The 18,311-nt window shown below is 42.6% G+C and carries 19 protein-coding genes; 7 read left to right on the top strand and 12 right to left on the bottom strand.

Annotated elements, in window-relative coordinates:
• Nucleotide 1 precedes the first annotated feature (1 nt).
• From rplV to NG55_RS11160, 8 genes are all read right to left on the bottom strand, one after another.
• Nucleotides 2–331 carry a 50S ribosomal protein L22 gene (gene rplV / locus NG55_RS11195; protein ID WP_004657676.1) on the bottom strand — a complete coding sequence of 110 codons (330 nt, stop codon included), beginning with the start codon at nucleotides 329–331 and terminating at the stop codon, nucleotides 2–4.
• Nucleotides 332–342: 11 nt separating this feature from the next.
• Complete coding sequence (rpsS, locus tag NG55_RS11190; RefSeq protein WP_004641066.1) at nucleotides 343–618, bottom strand: 30S ribosomal protein S19; 276 nt, start codon at nucleotides 616–618, stop codon at nucleotides 343–345.
• Between the two features lie 13 nt (nucleotides 619–631).
• The gene (gene rplB / locus NG55_RS11185; RefSeq protein ID WP_004657675.1) at nucleotides 632–1,456 is read right to left on the bottom strand and encodes a 50S ribosomal protein L2; all 825 of its coding nucleotides are present in this window, start codon (nucleotides 1,454–1,456) and stop codon (nucleotides 632–634) included.
• 11 nt (nucleotides 1,457–1,467) lie between these two features.
• Nucleotides 1,468–1,788 (bottom strand): 50S ribosomal protein L23, encoded by a 321-nt coding sequence (gene rplW / locus NG55_RS11180; RefSeq protein WP_004641070.1) that lies wholly within the window; start codon nucleotides 1,786–1,788, stop codon nucleotides 1,468–1,470.
• Nucleotides 1,785–2,387 (bottom strand): 50S ribosomal protein L4, encoded by a 603-nt coding sequence (gene rplD, locus NG55_RS11175; protein ID WP_004804113.1) that lies wholly within the window; start codon nucleotides 2,385–2,387, stop codon nucleotides 1,785–1,787. Before rplD ends, rplW begins: the two co-directional genes overlap by 4 nt.
• A gap of 11 nt (nucleotides 2,388–2,398) precedes the next feature.
• Entirely contained in the window at nucleotides 2,399–3,037 is a 639-nt protein-coding gene (gene rplC / locus NG55_RS11170) for a 50S ribosomal protein L3 (protein ID WP_004657674.1), read from the bottom strand.
• Between the two features lie 63 nt (nucleotides 3,038–3,100).
• A complete protein-coding gene (gene rpsJ / locus NG55_RS11165; protein WP_000070912.1) occupies nucleotides 3,101–3,412 on the bottom strand; it encodes a 30S ribosomal protein S10 in 312 nt (103 codons plus the stop codon).
• A 228-nt stretch (nucleotides 3,413–3,640) separates the two neighbouring features.
• Entirely contained in the window at nucleotides 3,641–4,369 is a 729-nt protein-coding gene (locus NG55_RS11160; protein WP_016542834.1) for a type 1 glutamine amidotransferase, read from the bottom strand.
• 167 nt (nucleotides 4,370–4,536) lie between these two features.
• Between NG55_RS11160 and NG55_RS11155 the strand changes: the two genes are divergently transcribed.
• The 6 genes from NG55_RS11155 to NG55_RS11130 all read left to right on the top strand — a co-directional run bounded on the left by NG55_RS11155 (nucleotide 4,537) and on the right by NG55_RS11130 (nucleotide 11,120).
• Nucleotides 4,537–5,730, top strand: coding sequence for a PLP-dependent transferase (locus NG55_RS11155; protein ID WP_065343281.1), 1,194 nt, complete (start codon nucleotides 4,537–4,539; stop codon nucleotides 5,728–5,730).
• A gap of 19 nt (nucleotides 5,731–5,749) precedes the next feature.
• Entirely contained in the window at nucleotides 5,750–7,297 is a 1,548-nt protein-coding gene (locus NG55_RS11150) for a helicase HerA-like domain-containing protein (protein ID WP_023271268.1), read from the top strand.
• 144 nt (nucleotides 7,298–7,441) lie between these two features.
• Nucleotides 7,442–8,653 carry an NO-inducible flavohemoprotein gene (gene hmpA / locus NG55_RS11145; RefSeq protein ID WP_065343280.1) on the top strand — a complete coding sequence of 404 codons (1,212 nt, stop codon included), beginning with the start codon at nucleotides 7,442–7,444 and terminating at the stop codon, nucleotides 8,651–8,653.
• A gap of 79 nt (nucleotides 8,654–8,732) precedes the next feature.
• Nucleotides 8,733–9,185 (top strand): RrF2 family transcriptional regulator, encoded by a 453-nt coding sequence (locus NG55_RS11140; protein WP_016542830.1) that lies wholly within the window; start codon nucleotides 8,733–8,735, stop codon nucleotides 9,183–9,185.
• Between the two features lie 84 nt (nucleotides 9,186–9,269).
• The gene (gene yihA / locus NG55_RS11135; RefSeq protein ID WP_023271266.1) at nucleotides 9,270–10,046 is read left to right on the top strand and encodes a ribosome biogenesis GTP-binding protein YihA/YsxC; all 777 of its coding nucleotides are present in this window, start codon (nucleotides 9,270–9,272) and stop codon (nucleotides 10,044–10,046) included.
• A gap of 129 nt (nucleotides 10,047–10,175) precedes the next feature.
• Entirely contained in the window at nucleotides 10,176–11,120 is a 945-nt protein-coding gene (locus NG55_RS11130; protein ID WP_023271265.1) for a metal-dependent hydrolase, read from the top strand.
• 53 nt (nucleotides 11,121–11,173) lie between these two features.
• Here NG55_RS11130 and NG55_RS11125 read toward each other — a convergent pair whose 3' ends face one another.
• Entirely contained in the window at nucleotides 11,174–12,415 is a 1,242-nt protein-coding gene (locus NG55_RS11125; protein WP_065343279.1) for a dicarboxylate/amino acid:cation symporter, read from the bottom strand.
• 127 nt (nucleotides 12,416–12,542) lie between these two features.
• The gene (locus NG55_RS11120) at nucleotides 12,543–13,415 is read right to left on the bottom strand and encodes an acyl-CoA thioesterase (RefSeq protein ID WP_016660138.1); all 873 of its coding nucleotides are present in this window, start codon (nucleotides 13,413–13,415) and stop codon (nucleotides 12,543–12,545) included.
• Nucleotides 13,416–13,692: 277 nt separating this feature from the next.
• Here NG55_RS11120 and plsB point away from each other — a divergent pair, with 277 nt between their 5' ends.
• Nucleotides 13,693–16,239, top strand: coding sequence for a glycerol-3-phosphate 1-O-acyltransferase PlsB (gene plsB / locus NG55_RS11115; RefSeq protein WP_065343278.1), 2,547 nt, complete (start codon nucleotides 13,693–13,695; stop codon nucleotides 16,237–16,239).
• Between the two features lie 40 nt (nucleotides 16,240–16,279).
• Here the strand turns inward: plsB and NG55_RS11110 are convergent, their stop codons facing one another.
• Both NG55_RS11110 and NG55_RS11105 read right to left on the bottom strand, forming a co-directional pair.
• Nucleotides 16,280–17,257 carry a putative solute-binding protein gene (locus NG55_RS11110; protein WP_023271262.1) on the bottom strand — a complete coding sequence of 326 codons (978 nt, stop codon included), beginning with the start codon at nucleotides 17,255–17,257 and terminating at the stop codon, nucleotides 16,280–16,282.
• A gap of 126 nt (nucleotides 17,258–17,383) precedes the next feature.
• A complete protein-coding gene (locus NG55_RS11105) occupies nucleotides 17,384–18,202 on the bottom strand; it encodes an NAD-dependent epimerase/dehydratase family protein (RefSeq protein WP_065343277.1) in 819 nt (272 codons plus the stop codon).
• Nucleotides 18,203–18,311: the final 109 nt, after the last annotated feature.

Raw genomic sequence — 18,311 nt, 5'->3', positions numbered from 1 at the left:
ATCAAACCCCTACCTTAACGGTGATGTGACAAGTACGCTTAGTAATACGATCTGCACGGCCTTTAGCACGTGGCATGATACGTTTAAGGCTCATGCCTTCATCAACGTAAATCGTAGTTACTTTAAGGTCATCAACATCTAAGCTGTTGTTGTGTTCAGCATTCGCGATTGCAGATTCAAGTGCTTTTTTAACAAGCACAGCTGCTTTCTTGTTGCTGAAGTTTAAAATGTCTATCGCACGTGCAACCGACTTACCACGGATCAAATCAGCAACTAAACGTGCTTTTTGTGCCGAGATAGCGGCACCGCGTAATTTAGCAGTTACTTCCATCATAGCACCTATTAACGTTTAGACTTCTTATCAACACCGTGACCACGATAGGTACGAGTTGGCGCGAATTCACCCAATTTATGACCAACCATGTGTTCAGTAACAATTACTGGAACGTGGTTACGGCCATTGTGAACAGAAATTGTTAAACCAACAAAGTCTGGAAGGATCATTGAACGACGTGACCATGTTTTGATCGGCTTACGGTTGTTAGCAGCAATCGCAGCTTCAACCTTAGCGAACAAATGCGCGTCGACGAATGGACCTTTTTTTAATGAACGAGGCATTATTCAGATTCCCTTACTTGACGCGACGGTCGCGAATAATCATCTTAGTCGTACGCTTATTGGTACGTGTCTTGTACCCTTTAGCTTTTTGACCCCATGGGCTTACAGGTTGAATACCTTTGCTACGCCCTTCACCACCACCATGCGGGTGATCTACTGGGTTCATCGCCATACCACGAACGGTAGGACGAACACCACGCCAGCGCGCAGCACCAGCTTTACCCAATGAACGAAGGTTGCTTTCTTGGTTAGAAACTTCACCAATTACAGCGCGACATTCAACATGGACTTTACGCATTTCACCAGAACGTAAACGAACGATAGCGTAAGAACCATCACGACCCAATAACTGAACTGAAGTACCAGCAGAACGTGCTAATTGAGCACCTTTACCGATTTTAAGTTCAAGGTTATGAAGGGTAGAACCGATTGGCATGTTGCGAAGTGGCAAGCAGTTACCTGGACGAATTGGAGCATCGTTACCAGATTGAACTTTATCACCAGCGCGTAAGCCTTTAGGTGCAATGATGTAACGACGTTCACCGTCAGCATATTTCAATAAAGCAATATGAGCTGTACGGTTAGGATCGTATTCGATGCGCTCTACAGTCGCTGGAATACCATCTTTATTACGTTTAAAGTCAACAATACGGTAGTTTTGCTTATGACCACCACCCACGTGACGTGTAGTGATGTGACCATTGTTATTACGACCACCAGTACGTTTTTTAGCTTCTACCAACGGTGCATAAGGCGCGCCTTTGTGAAGATGGTCATGAACCACTTTCTCTACAAAGCGACGTCCTGGAGACGTTGGCTTACATTTTTGAATTGGCATAATTCTCGTCCTTATTCCGCTGCGTTTTCAGCGGTATCGCCCAAGTCAGCCATTTCTACATCTTGGCCAGCTTTCAGGGTGACGTATGCTTTTTTCACATCAGAACGACGTCCTAATGTTTTACCAAAGCGTTTTGTTTTACCTTTAGTGATCGTTGTATTGATTTTTACAACTTCAACACCGAAGAGTTGCTCAACTGCTTTTTTGATTTCAAGTTTGTTTGCATTTAATGCAACTTTGAACACTTGAACACCAGCAGTATCACCTAAAACTTGTGCTTTTTCTGAGAATACTGGTCCTAATAGGACTTGATAGATACGTTCGTTGTTCATCCGAGTTCTACCTCAATTTTCTTAGCAGCAGCTACAGACATTACAACTTTATCAAATGCGATCAAGCTAACAGGATCAATAGCAGTAGCATCAACCACATCAACGTGTGGAAGGTTGCGAGCTGCGAGATACAAGTTCTCATCTACAGCATCTGTAATGATCAATGCGCGAGTTGCATTCAAGTCTGTAAGTTTTGCAAGCAAGTCTTTAGTTTTTGGAGCTGCAACAGCAAACTCTTCAACTAATACAAGACGATCTTGGCGAACAAGTTCAGCTAAGATACATTGCATTGCACCGCGATACATCTTACGGTTTACTTTTTGAGACCAATCTTGTGGACGAGCAGCAAAAGTTTTACCACCACCAACCCAGATCGGGCTACGAATAGAACCCGCACGAGCGCGACCAGTACCTTTTTGACGGAATGGCTTTTTACCACCGCCAGAAACATCTGCACGTGATTTGTGAGCACGAGTACCTTGACGACCACCAGCTAAGTAAGCTGTAACAACTTGGTGTACAAGAGCTTCGTTAAATTCACGTCCGAAAGCAACTTCAGACAATTCAACAGCAGAGCCGGAAACAGTTTTTAAATTCACAGTATTTCCCCTCAGGCCTTGATGGTAGGACGTACGATAACGTCACCGCCAGTTGAACCAGGAATAGCACCCTTAACAACTAAAACAGAACGTTCAGCGTCAATAGATACGATTTCAAGACCTTGAACTGTTACGCGTTCGTCACCTAAGTGACCAGCCATTTTCTTGCCTTTGAACACGCGACCAGGAGTCTGGTTTTGACCTGTAGAACCTAATACACGGTGAGATACAGAGTTACCATGAGTAGCATCTTGCGTACGGAAATTCCAACGCTTAACACCACCTTGGAAGCCTTTACCTTTTGATTGACCAGTTACGTCAACAATTTGACCAACTGTGAACAAATCAACACCGATAGAAGCACCAACTTCACGGCCTTCAAGCTCAGCTTCAGTAACACGGAACTCTTTAACTAAACGACCAGCAGCAACACCCGCTTTCGCGAAGTGACCTTTCTGAGCGTTAGTTACGCGCGATTCGCGACGTTCACCAGTAGTTACTTGAATTGCTTGATAACCATCAGTTTCAAGTGTTTTGATTTGCGTAATGCGGTTTGGATCGACTTCGATAACTGTAACAGGTACAGATACACCAGCATCCGTAAAGACGCGAGTCATACCACATTTGCGACCGACTAAACCAATAGCCATGTGCATAAACCTCTAATAAAGCGGCCTAATTAACTTATAAATTAAGCTAATTAACCGAAAGCCTTAACCCAAAGCGATCTGAACATCTACACCAGCAGCAAGATCTAACTTCATCAATGCATCAACAGTTTTATCTGTTGGTTGAACGATGTCGATCAAACGTTTATAAGTGCGGATTTCATACTGGTCACGAGCGTCTTTGTTGACGTGTGGTGAAGTAAGAACGTTGAAGCGTTCGATGCGAGTAGGCATCGGGATTGGACCACACACTTGTGCGCCAGTACGCTTAGCGGTTTCTACGATCTCTTGAGCAGATTGATCAATCAGACGATGATCAAAAGACTTCAAACGGATACGAATTCTCTGGTTAGACATACCAGTAAACTCCAAGCCAAATATATAAAGAATCACCCATGACGCACCTCACCTTTTGGTAAGTGTCAAGGGCAGTGAAAATCACTATGGTCGTGATCGATGCCACGACTGTAATGCGTTGACTACTTTCTTCGTAGTGAACGCCCTCCATTTGAGGGTCGCCCATTATAACGATTGTTTAAGTCTTATGCAATTCTTCTTTTCTTTTTTTAATAAAATTCCTGTTTACTAAGCGCTCACCACATAATCAATTGCCTGATTGAGCAAACGATTTCCTTGTTCAAATTTACTCTTTAAGGTTCTTTTTAATTCGGACATCGGCTGGACGTACTCTCCCTTGAATACTGCCATATCCTCTTCATTTTCAATCAGCAGGGCTAGTGCATGCGGTGTCATTTCAGGATGAAATTGAAATCCTAAAACATTACGTCCAATTTGATACATCTGATTCCGACATACCTTATTCTCAGCCAAACGAATCCCACCTTTCGGGATTTCAAAGGTCTCACTATGCCATTGTAAAATATTTAACTGCTCAGGGATCTGAAAATACTCTTCAGGTACATGCGAAGCACGCCCAACATCCATCCACCCCAACTCCTGATACTGATTGCGACTCACAGCAGCCCCCAAGGCATTGGCAATCAACTGTCCACCTAAACATAGACCAATCGCAGGTTTTCCAGCAGCCAGATAACGGCGTAACCATCTTTTTTCCAGCCTTAACCAAGGATAATTTGCCTCATCATTGACACTCATGGTGCCCCCCATAATGATCAGTAGATCAACCTCATCTACACGTGGTAGGGCTTCTAATTCCAAAGGTAAATCAACAGGCAAGGCAAAAAACTCCGTTGCGGTAATTTTTGCTTTGTGTGCTTTCAAATAATCATAGCAACTGCCAAAACCTTCACCAGCAATATGCTGAAAATAATGTACTCTTAAATGCGACTTCATGCGCTAAAACCTATTATCGTTAGAATGATACTTAGTCTTAGCAAAAATAAAGCCAGTTTTGACCAATGACTTTAATCTGTACCGATTCTGTACAAAAACAGCAAAGCGCTAGCAGCTTTCGCGCTTTTCTCTTAACCTAACTTATTATATTGATTTGATTTTGCCCTATGACAACACACAATAAAGCACAGACCAATCTGATTCATGCACCACGACAAGCCCCTCAATATATTGAAACCATCCAACCTCCCTTATTTCGTGCATCGACGATTATTTTTAAAAGCACAGCGCACCTTTTTGATCGCCATTGGAGCGATGCTTACGATTATAGCTATGGCACGCATGGTACGCCGACCACCTTTACCTTAGGCGATAATATTGCCCAAATTGAAGGCGGCCGTTATTGCCTGCTTGCACCAAGCGGCTTATCTGCGATTAATCTCGTGAATAGTGCACTTTTAAGCTCTGGTGATGAGGTCTGGGTCGCCGATAATATTTATGGTCCCAATCTGGAACACTTAAACAATCTACAAGATCGCTATGGCATTACCGTTAAAATTTATAATCCAATTGATGCCAACAGCTTTCAGCCCACTGAAAAAGCCAAACTGATCTGGCTCGAAGCAGCAGGGTCAGTCACGCTAGAATTCCCTGATCTCAAGAATTTGGTTAAAAAAGCCCAGCAAGCCAACGTACTCACTGCACTGGATAACACCTGGGGTGCTGGCTTGGCGTTTAATGCCTTTGATTTTTCAGATGAACATTTGGCCGTCGACATCACGGTACATGCACTCACCAAATACCCAAGCGGTGGTGGTGATATCCTCATGGGGTCAGTGGTGACCCGCGAGCAAGCCTTACATCACAAATTGTTCCGTATGCATGCGATTCAAGGCATTGCAATTTCAGGTGATGATGCGGCGCAGATTCAACGTAGTTTGGCGCATATGTCTTTACGTTATGAGCAACAAGCACAAAGCGCCCTGACCTTACTCGACTGGCTCAAACAACAACCTCAATTTAACCAAGTTCTGCATCCAAGCGATCCTGATGCAGCAGGTCATTCATTTTGGTCAGAAATTTGTAGCACAGGAAAAAGTGCAGGCTTAGTCAGCGTTATTTTCAAACCTGAATATGATCTCAATACGGTTCGCAAATTCTGCGACAGCCTGAGTCTATTTAAACTGGGATTTAGTTGGGGCGGTCCCGTCAGCTTGGTCATGCTGTATGACCTCAAACAAATGCGTGTACTGGAAAATACACATTTACAACAAGGTTTATTGGTTCGCTTCTGTATAGGACTAGAACATCCAGAAGATTTAATTCAAGATATCCAAAACGGATTAAAACAGCTCGATTGAGATTAAAAACAGGTGAAGAATGAGTACGCCAATCGTTATTGCTAAAAAAACCACAGATACAACACAAGAGATTGTTTTACATTCTAAATTTGCCAACCGACACGGCTTGATTGCCGGTGCAACTGGAACAGGTAAAACCGTCACCCTCAAAGTGATGGCCGAGAGTTTTTCCCGTATTGGTGTACCTGTGTTTCTTGCCGATGCCAAAGGTGATGTTTCCAGTTTGGCCAAAGCTGGTAGCAGTAATCCAAAATTTGATGAGCGCCTGAAAAGCTTACAACTGGATGCGGTTCCTTTTGCCGCATCCCCTGTTATTTTCTGGGATTTATTTGGGCAACAAGGCCACCCGATTCGTACCACCATTTCAGAAATTGGCCCATTATTATTAGCACAAATGCTGAATCTGAATGACACCCAAGAAGGTGTGCTATCCGCGGTGTTTCGTGTTGCCGATGATCAAGGTCTGCTCCTGATTGATTTTAAAGACCTAAAAGCAATGCTGACCTATGTCAGTGAAAATGCAGCCAGTCTCAAGGCTGAATACGGCAATCTTTCTCCTGCCAGTCTGGGTGCAATACAACGTAACTTGCTAGCATTAGGTGATCAAGGTGGCGAACAGTTTTTTGGCGAACCAAGCCTGAATATTCTCGATTTCATCCAAACTGACAGCAATGGTCATGGCTATATCAATATCCTAGCCGCTGATAAGTTGATGAACACACCAAAGCTTTATGCAACCTTCCTGCTCTGGATGATGTCTGAACTATTTGAACAGTTGCCTGAAGTCGGCGATATGGACAAGCCAAAATTGGTATTCTTCTTCGATGAAGCGCATTTACTGTTTGATAATGCTAGTCCCGCTTTACAACAAAAAATTGAGCAAGTGGTCCGTTTGATCCGTTCTAAAGGCGTGGGGATTTATTTCATTACCCAAAACCCTCTGGATTTACCCGAAAGCGTATTAGGGCAATTGGGGAACCGTGTGCAACATGCCTTACGTGCATTTACCCCTAAAGATCAAAAGGCAGTCAAAACCGCAGCAGATACTTTCCGTGCCAATCCTGAGTTTAAAGTCGATCAAGCGATTACCGAACTTGCCGTCGGTGAAGCATTGATTAGTTGCCTAGATGAACAAGGAACGCCACAGATTGTGGAACGTGGTTGGGTAATGCCCCCTTATTCTTCCTTTACCCCAATCACCCCTGAAGAGCGCCAAGTCATTATTGGGCAAAGTATTGTCGCAGGCGTCTATGACCAAGCGGTGGATCGGGACAGTGCCTATGAAATGCTGCAGAAAAAAGTACTGCAACAGTCTCAGCAAAAACAAGCCGATGAGTTAGCCAAACAACAAACAAAAGAACAAGATGCTTTAGCCAAGCAACAAGCCAAAGAGCAAGAACGCTTCGCCCGTGAGCAGCAAAAAGCCGCAGAAAAATCCCAACGTGATCGCGAAAAACTCACCCAAGATATCGTCGGAACCTTTGCCAAAAGCGCAGCACGTAGCTTAGGTGGCAGCACAGGACAGAAAATTGTCCGCGGCTTATTGGGTTCACTCTTCGGGAAATAATAAAAGTATAACGAATTGTAAATTAAGGGATAATCAATTATCCCTTAATTTTTTTATGGCTTTTATTTAAATATGCATTGCAAATACACCTTATAAGATGTATTTTAAATACATCTTATAAACAATCGCCAAGAGAGATCACTTATGACTCCGCAGCAAATTGACCTAGTAAAAGCCACTGTTCCTGTTCTACGTGAAAATGGCGTTGCACTGACTGGATACTTTTATAACCGTATGTTGGGCAATCATCCCGATTTAAAAGAAACCTTTAATATGGGACATCAACGCAGTGGTGCACAGGCGCAGGCCTTAGCAGGTGCTGTGTTGGCTTATGCAGAAAACATTGAAGATCCATCGGTACTTCTACCTGTAGTCGAAATGATTGCACATAAACACGTGAGCTTGAATATTCAATCTCCTGATTACGGCATTGTTGGTGAAAACCTCTTACACTCAATTAGTGAAGTACTCAGCATCTCGATGGAAGACCCTTTAATCGCAGCATGGGCTGCGGCTTATGGTCAATTGGCTGATTTATTCATTAGCACTGAAAAAGCGATTTATGATCAACATCAACAAACACAAGGCAGCTGGTTAGGCTGGCGTAATTTTAAAATTGCCAAAAAAGTCGTGGAAAGCGATGAAATCACCTCGTTCTATTTAGCACCTGTTGATGGCGGCGCATTACCGCACTATGAAGCAGGTCAATACATTTCAGTCCGTGTGTTTGTCCCTGAACTCAACTTAAGACAACCGCGTCAGTACACGCTTTCGACTAGCCCACAGGCAGATTATTTACGTATCTCGGTCAAACGTGAAGATGAAAAAGGTGAACTTGCAGGTGGCTGGGTGTCTAGCACCTTACATGGTTTAGCTGAAGGCTCAGAAATTGAAGTATCTGCACCAACAGGTAATTTCTATCTCATCGATAGCAGCAAGCGCAATGTCTTTATCAGTGGTGGTGTCGGTCTCACCCCAATGATTGCAATGTTGAACCAATTGGTGACTTTAGATATGCCGCAACCCGTGAATTTCATTCATGCTTGTCGTAGCAGCCAAGTGCATGCGATGAAGAAACATATTGAAGAAGTAAAAATCAAATACCCACGTTTGAGTACCTTCACAGCCTATGAATTCCCACATACAGAAGATGTCTTAGGTCAAGATTATGATGCTGCTGGTCGTCTTGATTTAAGCACGATGGATGCAGCCTTATTGCCAAGTAATGCTGACTATTATTTATGTGGTCCAATGCCGTTTATGGCAGCACAACATCAGGCGCTGGTTGCTCGAGGTATTCCTGCTGCCAATATTCACAGCGAAGCCTTTGGTACAGGTGGTGTGAAACTCAGCTAATTCACGCTACGTTTTGCACAGGGCTAGTCTATGTTAGACTGGCCCTTTCTATTTTAAGCAATCAATTGAGTGAAATCCCATGCAACTCAATAAATTTACTGATTATGCACTCAGGATTCTGATGTATGTTGCTCGCCCGAGTGATGTACCGTACACGATTGCAGATATCGCCGAAGACTTGCATGTGTCGCAAAATCACTTGGTTAAAGTGGTGCACTTCATGGGTAAACAACACTGGATTGTTACCATTCGTGGTAAAGGCGGTGGTTTGCGCTTAAATCCAGAAGCCAAGAATTTGAAACTCGGCGAAATTGTTCGAACCTTACAAGGTAATCATCAAATTGTTGAGTGCAATACTCCTCCTTGCGTCCTGCGAGCCAACTGCGGACTGAAAGGTATTTTGGATCAAGCACTTGAATGTTTTTATCAAAGCCTAGATCAATATACACTCGGCGAAGTGGTTCAACAGGGTATTATTCCCTCTTCCACACGCTCAAGCATCGACTTTTTAGAGCTTATTCAGAAAGCTTAAAGATCATGTACAGATGAGGATTCGCACGAACGCCTCACATCCTTTATAATGGTCGTTGCTATTCCTATTCAAAAGTAAGCTTCTATGCGTCGTAGTGAAAAATCGAAAGACACCAAAGCCAAACTCGCACCGAAACAAAAAATCAGTTATGAAAAAAAGGCTGACCCTGCAATCACTGAATATGCAGTACAGTCTTTGACATGGTTACGCCAAGCTGAATTTTTGATGAGTGCGCCGAAACTGGCTTTATGCGTAGAAGATACCGGTTATGAAATCGCATTTGCAGGCCGTTCCAATGCAGGTAAGTCAAGTGCAATCAATACATTAACTAATCAAAAGCAATTGGCACGTGCCTCTAAAAAACCTGGTCGTACTCAAATGATCAACTTTTTTAGCTTGGGCAATCCAGATCAACGCTTGGTCGATTTACCAGGTTATGGTTATGCAGCGGTTCCTGAAGCCATGAAAATCGTCTGGCAGAAAGAACTGGAAAACTATTTAATTCATCGTAAGAGTTTACAAGGCTTAGTGCTGTTAATGGATATTCGTCATCCTTTACAACACTTTGACTTGATGATGTTGGAATGGGCACATTCACGCCATTTGTTTGTGCATATCCTGCTCACCAAAGCGGATAAGCTCAATCGTGGCCCAGCCAACAAAGTGTTGCTCGAAGTGAAACAGCAATTGAAGAAGATAAAACTGGATTTCTCGATCCAATTATTCTCTTCACTCAATCGTATTGGCCTAGAGGAACTTGCCAGTGTAATGGCTGGCCGCCTGAACTTCACGCTGGATCAACCCGTTGAATTTGACCTGAGTCAGATCCCAGAAGCCTCAGAAACCGACATCCAAGAATAAAAAGTGCATTTTATGCAACTTGATGCATAAAATAATTTTTAATTGTCCCGAATTGCTAAACACAAACACTAGGTAGTTTTCATATACTGCTTAGTGTTGGTTCATTGCACTATCGATTAGGACTAAACGATGAAATTACTATCATTTGTGAAGAACAAAGTTCTTGGTTCTTCGATTGACTATAAAATCCTCCCACGCAAAGTAAAGTTTGACTGGGAAAATACGCCAGTGGATTGGATTCCAAACCAACCTTTCGCCAGCTATTTTATTAATGAAATTAACAATATTTTACCTGCTGGTGAGTTTTGGTTTTGCCGTTTATATAACAAAGTCCTTCCAAAAATTACCGATGAAAAATTAAAGCAAGACGTTCAAGCCTTTATTCGCCAAGAAGCAATGCATGCCGTTGCACATACCTCTGCCAATAAAGAATATTTGACGCAGCGTAATATTGATATCCAGCGTAATCTCGACATCATGGATTTCTTATTTACCAAGGTCTTGGCTGACAAGCCCTTCGATAAGGAAATTCCGAAAGCACTTGAGCATCAGTGGGATTTATTCCGTCTAGGTGTGATTGCAACTGTTGAACACATGACCTGTGTACTCGGCAAATATGCTCTGTATAACAAGCGTTGGGAAGAACTCGGTGCAGATCCAGAAATGATTGATCTGATTAAATGGCATGGCTCTGAAGAAATTGAACACCGTACCGTTGCATTTGATCTCTATCGTCATTTGGGCGGTGGTTATATCGCACGTTACTACATGAGTGTTGCTGTGATTATTGGTGTGCTTGGCCTTTGGGTCGATGGTGCAGCACATATCATGAGCCAAGATCCTCGTTTTGCCGACAAGAAACCAAGTCTGTTTAAACCATGGATCTGGATCGAATGGTCGAAGATCGCATTAAAAGACGCGAAAATCTTGCCGGGCCCTGCATGGTTGGTTGCACAACAAATTGATTACCTGATGCCGTGGTATGACCCTGTCAAAGAAGGCAACACCCAAGACGCTGTGAATTATCTGAACAATTCACCTGCTGCAAAACGCGCTTTACAGCAAGCCGCTTAACTCTTAAATATAAAAAAAGCAGGAATGATTTCCTGCTTTTTTATTTCATCCAATCAACTGGACTCTGCTTCAGCTTTCTTGGCATAACGATCAACCACCACACTGATCATCATATCGCCTTGTACATTGACCACGGTGCGTACTGTATCGAGCACACGATCAATCGGCAATAAAATTGCAATTGCTTCGGCGGGTAAACCAACTGACTGTAGTACCATGATCATGGTGACCATCCCTGCACTTGGAATCCCTGGTGCACCTAAGGATGCAATCATGGCAGTTAAGCAGACAATCAGCTGTTGAGTCAGACTCAAATCCAAACCCATCAAATTGGCAATAAATAAAGCTGCTGCCGCTTCATAGAGTGCCGTACCATCCATATTCAGCTGCGTACCCAATGGAATAACAAAGCCAGCCGTTTGTGGTCGCACCCCCAAATTTTCCTGTGCACATTTCATACTCAATGGCATAGTGGCAGAACTGGAACTGGTGGCAAATGCCGTAACCAAAGCGGTTCTCGCCCCTCTAAAAAAGGTGATTGGATTCATCCGCCCAAAAATCCACAACAAGGCAGGCAATACCACCACACCATGGAAAATGGTCGTCCCTGTCACCACCGCAGCAAACTCAACCAAACGGCTAAGTACAGATAGATCTTCGGTCGCAATCAACTTTGCCAAGAGTGCAAAAATCCCGATCGGCGCCAGTTTCATGACCCAACCCACTAACATCATCATAATGTCAAAGAATTGCTGACTGATGTTACGCACCAAGGCGAAACGCTCGCCGCCTTTGACCAAAGCCACACCCAGAAATAAGGCAAACACCACCACTGCCAACACATTGCCTTCACTAAAAGCCTTGAATGGATTGATCAATGTATTCTGAATAAAGGTCGTAAAGAAACTTGATGGGGTTAAGGTATCTGGGGTTTGATGGCTATCCATTGCGGCTTGGAATAATTGAATATCCACCCCTTTACCAACTTCAAACAGATGCGCACAGCTAATTCCTAGAATTAAAGCCAAGGTCGTGGTGGTCAAGCAACTTAATGCGGTAATTTTCCAGACCCGACCAAATTGTCCGCCTGCCTGCAAATTAGAAACACCAACCACAATCGAGCTAAAAATCAGTGGGATCAGCAACATTTTCAGCAAACCAATGAAAATGCTACTTAAAATACCTAAGCCATAAAGACTGTAGTCAACAAAGATCGTCTGTGGGTAGGCCAGCAATAAAAAACCAAAGGCCACACCAAGTACAGCTGCAATTAAAATTTGTGTATTTAGATTCATTGTGAAGGGATAAAATTTTAACTTAGCCGTACTATGGCATGCTCATGTGGAAGAATCGAGCAATTTTTTGTCACATCCTTATGATAAAAAAAGCCATCAGAATGATGGCTTTAGGGTTGATTCATTTTTACTGGGTTTCGATTTCTCTGAGCCGAATCAAACCTTCTTGCACCGTACTACACACCAACTGTCCATTTTGCCACATACGACCAAAGTTCAGCCCACGTGAACTGGCACTAATGGTCGCTTCCATATCGTAAAGCATCCACTCATCTGCACGCAGTGGGCGATGAAAATAAATGGTATGGTCAATACTGGCACATTGTAAATTCGGTGAAATCCAAGACAGGCCATGTGGACGCAATGCTGTGGTCATCAAGGTAAAGTCTGAATAGAACGCCACAATTGCCTGATGCAGCGAGATTTCATCCAAATCGGCTGGAATTACATCATGGGTCCGAATGTAATGCGCATAAAACGGCGCTTCTGGCTGCGGCTGAAACGGATTAATTAACTGAGTCGGCCTAATTTCCACATGACGTTCACGCATAAAACTGGCACGCACATTTTCAGGGACAAAATTAATCAGACTTTCTTTTAGTTCATTCTCAGATTTTAATGTGTCTGGCTCAGGGTATTCAGGTTCTTTATGTTGATAATTCAGCCCTTCTTCCGGATTGGCAAAAGAGACCATCGCCGAGAAAATAGTACGACCATGTTGGATCGCCCGAACTTGACGACTGGCAAAACTTTTACCATCTCTTAAAGGATCAACTTCATAAATGATCGGTGCATTCACATCACCGCCATACAAGAAATAAGCATGTAAAGAATGTGCAGGACGATCTGTGGTATATGACGCTGCTCTTAATGCTTGTCCAAGCACTTGCCCACCGAACACTCGCTTGCCTACCAAATTGCGGCTATTGCCTCGGAAAATATGCTCTTCTAACTTTTCCAGAGTCAGCAGTTCTACCAATTCTTGAGTTAACGCATTCATGTAATAGCCTTCCAACATCAATGAGGAGAGATCAACCAATCCATTCAGGGTTGATAATTTTGATTGTGCCACAAATTCAAATGACAATGGTCAGGATAAAATGATTCATCCGTCACGTTAATTGTATTTATACCCGCTAAAAATACGATTTTTAACGATAAAATCTACCAAATACGCTATATTTTGTCAGAAAATAACATATCGTTTCATGTAAGAATATCGCAGAATGTCGGGTTCATCATGACTCGATGTCAGGATTATTATTTAGGAGTTTGTAATGTCCAAGACTGGATTTGGTCAAATGTATCGCCAACTTTCGAGTAAGTTACTTGACCTTGTGGTAACCCCACATGTTCTTGGTGAAGTTCCTACAGAATCCACCACAGCAGAGCCAAATACAACTGAATCAAATAAGTTGGTCTGCTACGTATTACAAAATTATTCACGTAGTAATGCATTGGTAGTGGATGGTGAAACCCGTCGTCTAAATTTAAAACCAGCCCTAGATCCTTTGAGTTTTGGTACATATCAAGAAAAAAACTCGGTTCTGTTTTTACACCACAACGAAAATAATATTTTTAATACCCAGACTTTCCCGCCGCGCCTTTTACAATTGGTTGAAGCGCTTGAACAACAACCTGATGTTGATATTCAACTGGTTCCAGTAACAGTACTCTGGGGCCGCTCACCAGATAAAGAAGATTCTTGGTTCAAATTATTATTCTCAGATACTTGGGCAACACCAGGTACCGTCAAACAATTGATGAATATCGGCTTACATGGTCGTCAGTCTTTTTTAGAATTTCATGAACCACAATCTTTACGTGAGTTGGTAGATTATGCCAAGAGCAATCACCCCAATGTGTCGCCAGCCACCTATATTGCCAGCTCTTTAGATACCTATTTAGACCAGCAACGTGAAGTCGTGCTTGGTCCTGACCTATCAGACCGCCGTAATGTGATGCAATCGGTGGTCAAGTCAGCTGAGGTACAAGATGCCATTCGTCGTGAAAGTATTCAGCATAAAATCAGTATGCTTGAAGCTGAACGCCGCGCCATTGGTTATGTCAATGAAATCGTCTCGGACTACTCAGCTTCAGCAGTCCGTTTTGCCGACATGGCCTTAACCCGATTATGGACGCAACTCTATGACGGCGTAGAAGTACATAATTTCAGTACCGTACGTGAGTTGGCTAAAGATTACGAGATTGTCTACACCCCTTGCCACCGTAGCCATATTGATTACTTATTATTGTCTTATGTGATTTATAAGCGTGGTTTGATGATTCCTTATATCGCTGCGGGTGATAACCTCAATCTACCATTTGTAGGTCAATTATTACGGGGTGGTGGCGCCTTCTTTATTCGCCGTTCTTTCCGTGGCAATGCACTTTACACCTCTGTATTTAAAGAATATTTACATAGCATCCTATCGCGCAACACCCCGATTGAATACTTTATTGAAGGGGGCCGCTCACGTACAGGTCGTTTATTGCCGCCCAAAACAGGGATGTTGGCTATGACCATTCAGGGTCATCTACGCGCCCCAGCCAAACCGATCGTGTTTGTTCCAACCTATATTGGTTATGAACGTCTGATGGAAGGCTCAACCTATGTCGGTGAAATGCAAGGTAAACCGAAAGAAGCCGAGTCGATTTTTGGGATTGTAAAAACCTTACGGAAGATTGAACGTATTTTCGGCAAAGTACACGTGAACTTTGGTGAACCTGTGTTCCTAAATGATATTTTGAAGCAACAAGGTGCTGAAAATATTCAAACCGAGACCGCAAGTACCACTGAGATTTCTAACGTTGTGGCAAGTTCAGCCAATCTGATTCTAGAAAACATCAACCGCGCTGTGGTGATTAACCCAGTGTCCTTGCTTTCCTTGATTTTATTGGCGACCCCAAAACACACCTTAGACGAAGAAATTTGCGCCAAGCAACTGGATATCTATCGCGATTTGGCGACTCAACAACCCTATGACGAACGCACTCAAGTTACGTCATTGTCGGGTAAAGAAATCATTGCTTATGGTCTCAAGCTTAAGTTGATCAAACGTGTACAGCATGTGTTAGGCGATATTATTGCGATTGAAGATAATCAAGCAGTACTGCTGACCTACTTCCGTAACAATATTTTGCATGCCTTTGTATTACCTTCATTGGTGGCTTCGCTAGTTGAGCACAATGGTAAAATTCATAAGGCTGATTTAAGTAACGTGATTCGTACCTTATATCCGTTCTTAAAAGCTGAATTATTCATGAAATGGGAAGCTGCCGAATTGCAAAAGCAAATTGATAGTTATATCAATGCTTTGGTTCAGATTGGTATTATTTTCCAAGATCATGAAGACAACCTGTTCAGCCCAACGCCAAACAGTGAAGAACACCAAAAACTTGTGACCTTGGCGATGCCAGTGAAACAGAGTTTAGAGCGTTACTACATGACCCTTGCACTAATTACTCAACGTGGTTCAGGTAATATTTCAACCAAGCAAGTGGAAGAGTTGAGTCATTTATTGGGGCAACGCCTATCCGTCCTGTATGAATTCAACTCACCTGAGTTCTTCGATAAAGCCTTATTCCAAAGTTTTATTAAAGTCCTGACGCAACAGAATTATATTCGTAACAATGAGCAAGGTTTCATTGAATACGATGATAATTTCAGTGAGATGGCCGCAGGTGCACAGTTGGTCTTAGATGAGACGACGCTACAAATGTTGCAGCATATCACTACATTTAGCGATGAAGAATTGGCTGAAGCATTAGAGGCTATGGCATCTCAACAAGCCAAACGTCGCTTAAAACGCAAGAAAGCTTAAATACAAAAAAAGGCAACTTCGGTTGCCTTTTTTTAATGCGCTAACGACACTCTAAATACTTCGGATCATCCAAGCATCGCAGTCGTTTAATGAGCGATACAAAATACGCATCATAATAACCAGAGTCGACATAACGATTTCGAATCTTTACCACCATCGCGTCGTAGCCCTGTTTTTCATAACCTGAAATATCCGCCCAGTAATAAGCTGGTAAATGGTTTTCCCATTGAATGGCTTGTGCAGCAAGCACATTGCTGTTGCGTACAAACCAAGAGCGTATTTGATGACCGAAGCCTGTTGGGTAAGCTTGTGGCCGAATCACGATATTCATCGCAAAATACGCCATCGGGAAGTTGACGACCTGTGTGTCTGCACCAAATTCCTTTTTCAAGTTATACGGCAATATCCCATAAGCAGGTGCAGCCAAAATATCAATTTTTTTCTGCTTAAAAGATTCCACTGCATTGGAAAAATCAACATAGACGGGTTTAGCACCGACACTTTGCACCAAAGCCTGTTGTGGTGGATTATTTTCTAAAATTCCAATGCTTTTATTCTTTAACTGAGACACTTTATTAATCTGTTGGGTATTCATGATCATATAGGCTGTCCCAATCGGGATCATGCCCAACACTTCATAATCTCCACTCAGCATACGTTTTTCGACATTTGAATTATTCAGCAGTTGTAAAAATGTCCGAGCCACACGATTATTCGGAATCAGTCCAATCCCCCCACTTGTGCCCATAAAACGGTTATAGCGATAGGTATTAAAATTGGATGCCACCAAGCCTGAACATTTACGCTGATCAAAAGCTTGTATCGCCTTCTTTTCATTTTTAAAGGTTTGAAAGCTTAACTGAACTTGATTTTGTTGCGCATACAGACGGATGTCTTGTAAACGACGGCTGATATCACCCTGTGTACTTAAAGGATCAAATACGCACCAAGACTGCTCTACAGCCCAACTTGCGGTTGTAATCAATCCGAATAAGATCATGCAAATTATTTTTCTCATGTATCACCCTTTACGCCTCACAGCAAACCTCGTGCTCAATTTAGGCGGTTCCTTTCAGGAATCTATTGGTATTTATAATTCAAAATACATACCAACTCTTTAAACTTTCTTTACAGTCTAATCGAATTATTTTTCATTACTATGTGCCAATAAAGCGGCAGCATAGTCATTAAAGCAAATCAAATGGTCAAATCGAAATCCAGTATCGGACAATCGGGTGGCATAGATCCGCTTACCTGTCTGTTGTTGTGTCAATAGTTTTAAGGTGGGTAGCTTTAGTTGTTGTTGAAACCAGAGTAGAATTTCGTGCATAGGTAAAGGTATATTATTGCTAACAATATAGCTTGATTCAAGTTTAGCTAAATTAATTAATTCGGCTAAAAATTTTGCTAAATCATCGATATGAATACGATTACTAAAATGCACTGCAGGATAAGTCGATGTTTGCTCAGCCAACTTTTTTAGCCGAGCGATTGAAGTTCCATAGATTCCGGTAGGACGAACAATAATACTTTGCTGCGGATAATTTTTTTGCCACAGCAATTCCATCTCGCGCAGCAGATGTCCTTGCGCATCAGCAGGTCGAATCTCGGTCTCATCATCAATCCGCTCACCTGCATTTTCACCATAGACCCGAGTGGAAGACACCACAACAATACGTTGTACTGGATGTGTTTTTAGTGCATCAACCATTGGTGCGATACTCTCCACATAGGTGTGTTGATAAGCTGCTATGCCACTTTGTGCGGGCGCAAGCAGTACATACACCATATCAATAGGTGGTAAGCGAGTTAAATCAAGTTGGTGAATATCCTGAAGATAATGGGTCGCGTAACAATCTGTTTTTTCACTGCGACTTATTGTGCTAATGTGGTGTCCTTGCTCAAATAAGTGTTTAGCGACACGCTGAGATGTTTTACCATAACCAATAAATAAAATATGCATACACACCTTTGACCAGAGATGACATCAGTTCAGCAATTACAAGGCGTTGGTGCTGCCGCAGCGACCCTCACTAAGCAAATTCAACCTGATTCACTATTAAATTAACATT

Source organism: Acinetobacter gyllenbergii, from assembly GCF_001682515.1.
Lineage (GTDB): Bacteria > Pseudomonadota > Gammaproteobacteria > Pseudomonadales > Moraxellaceae > Acinetobacter > Acinetobacter gyllenbergii.
The sequence above is the reverse complement of the archived record's forward strand: the minus strand, read 5'-3'. Positions and strand labels throughout refer to the sequence as shown.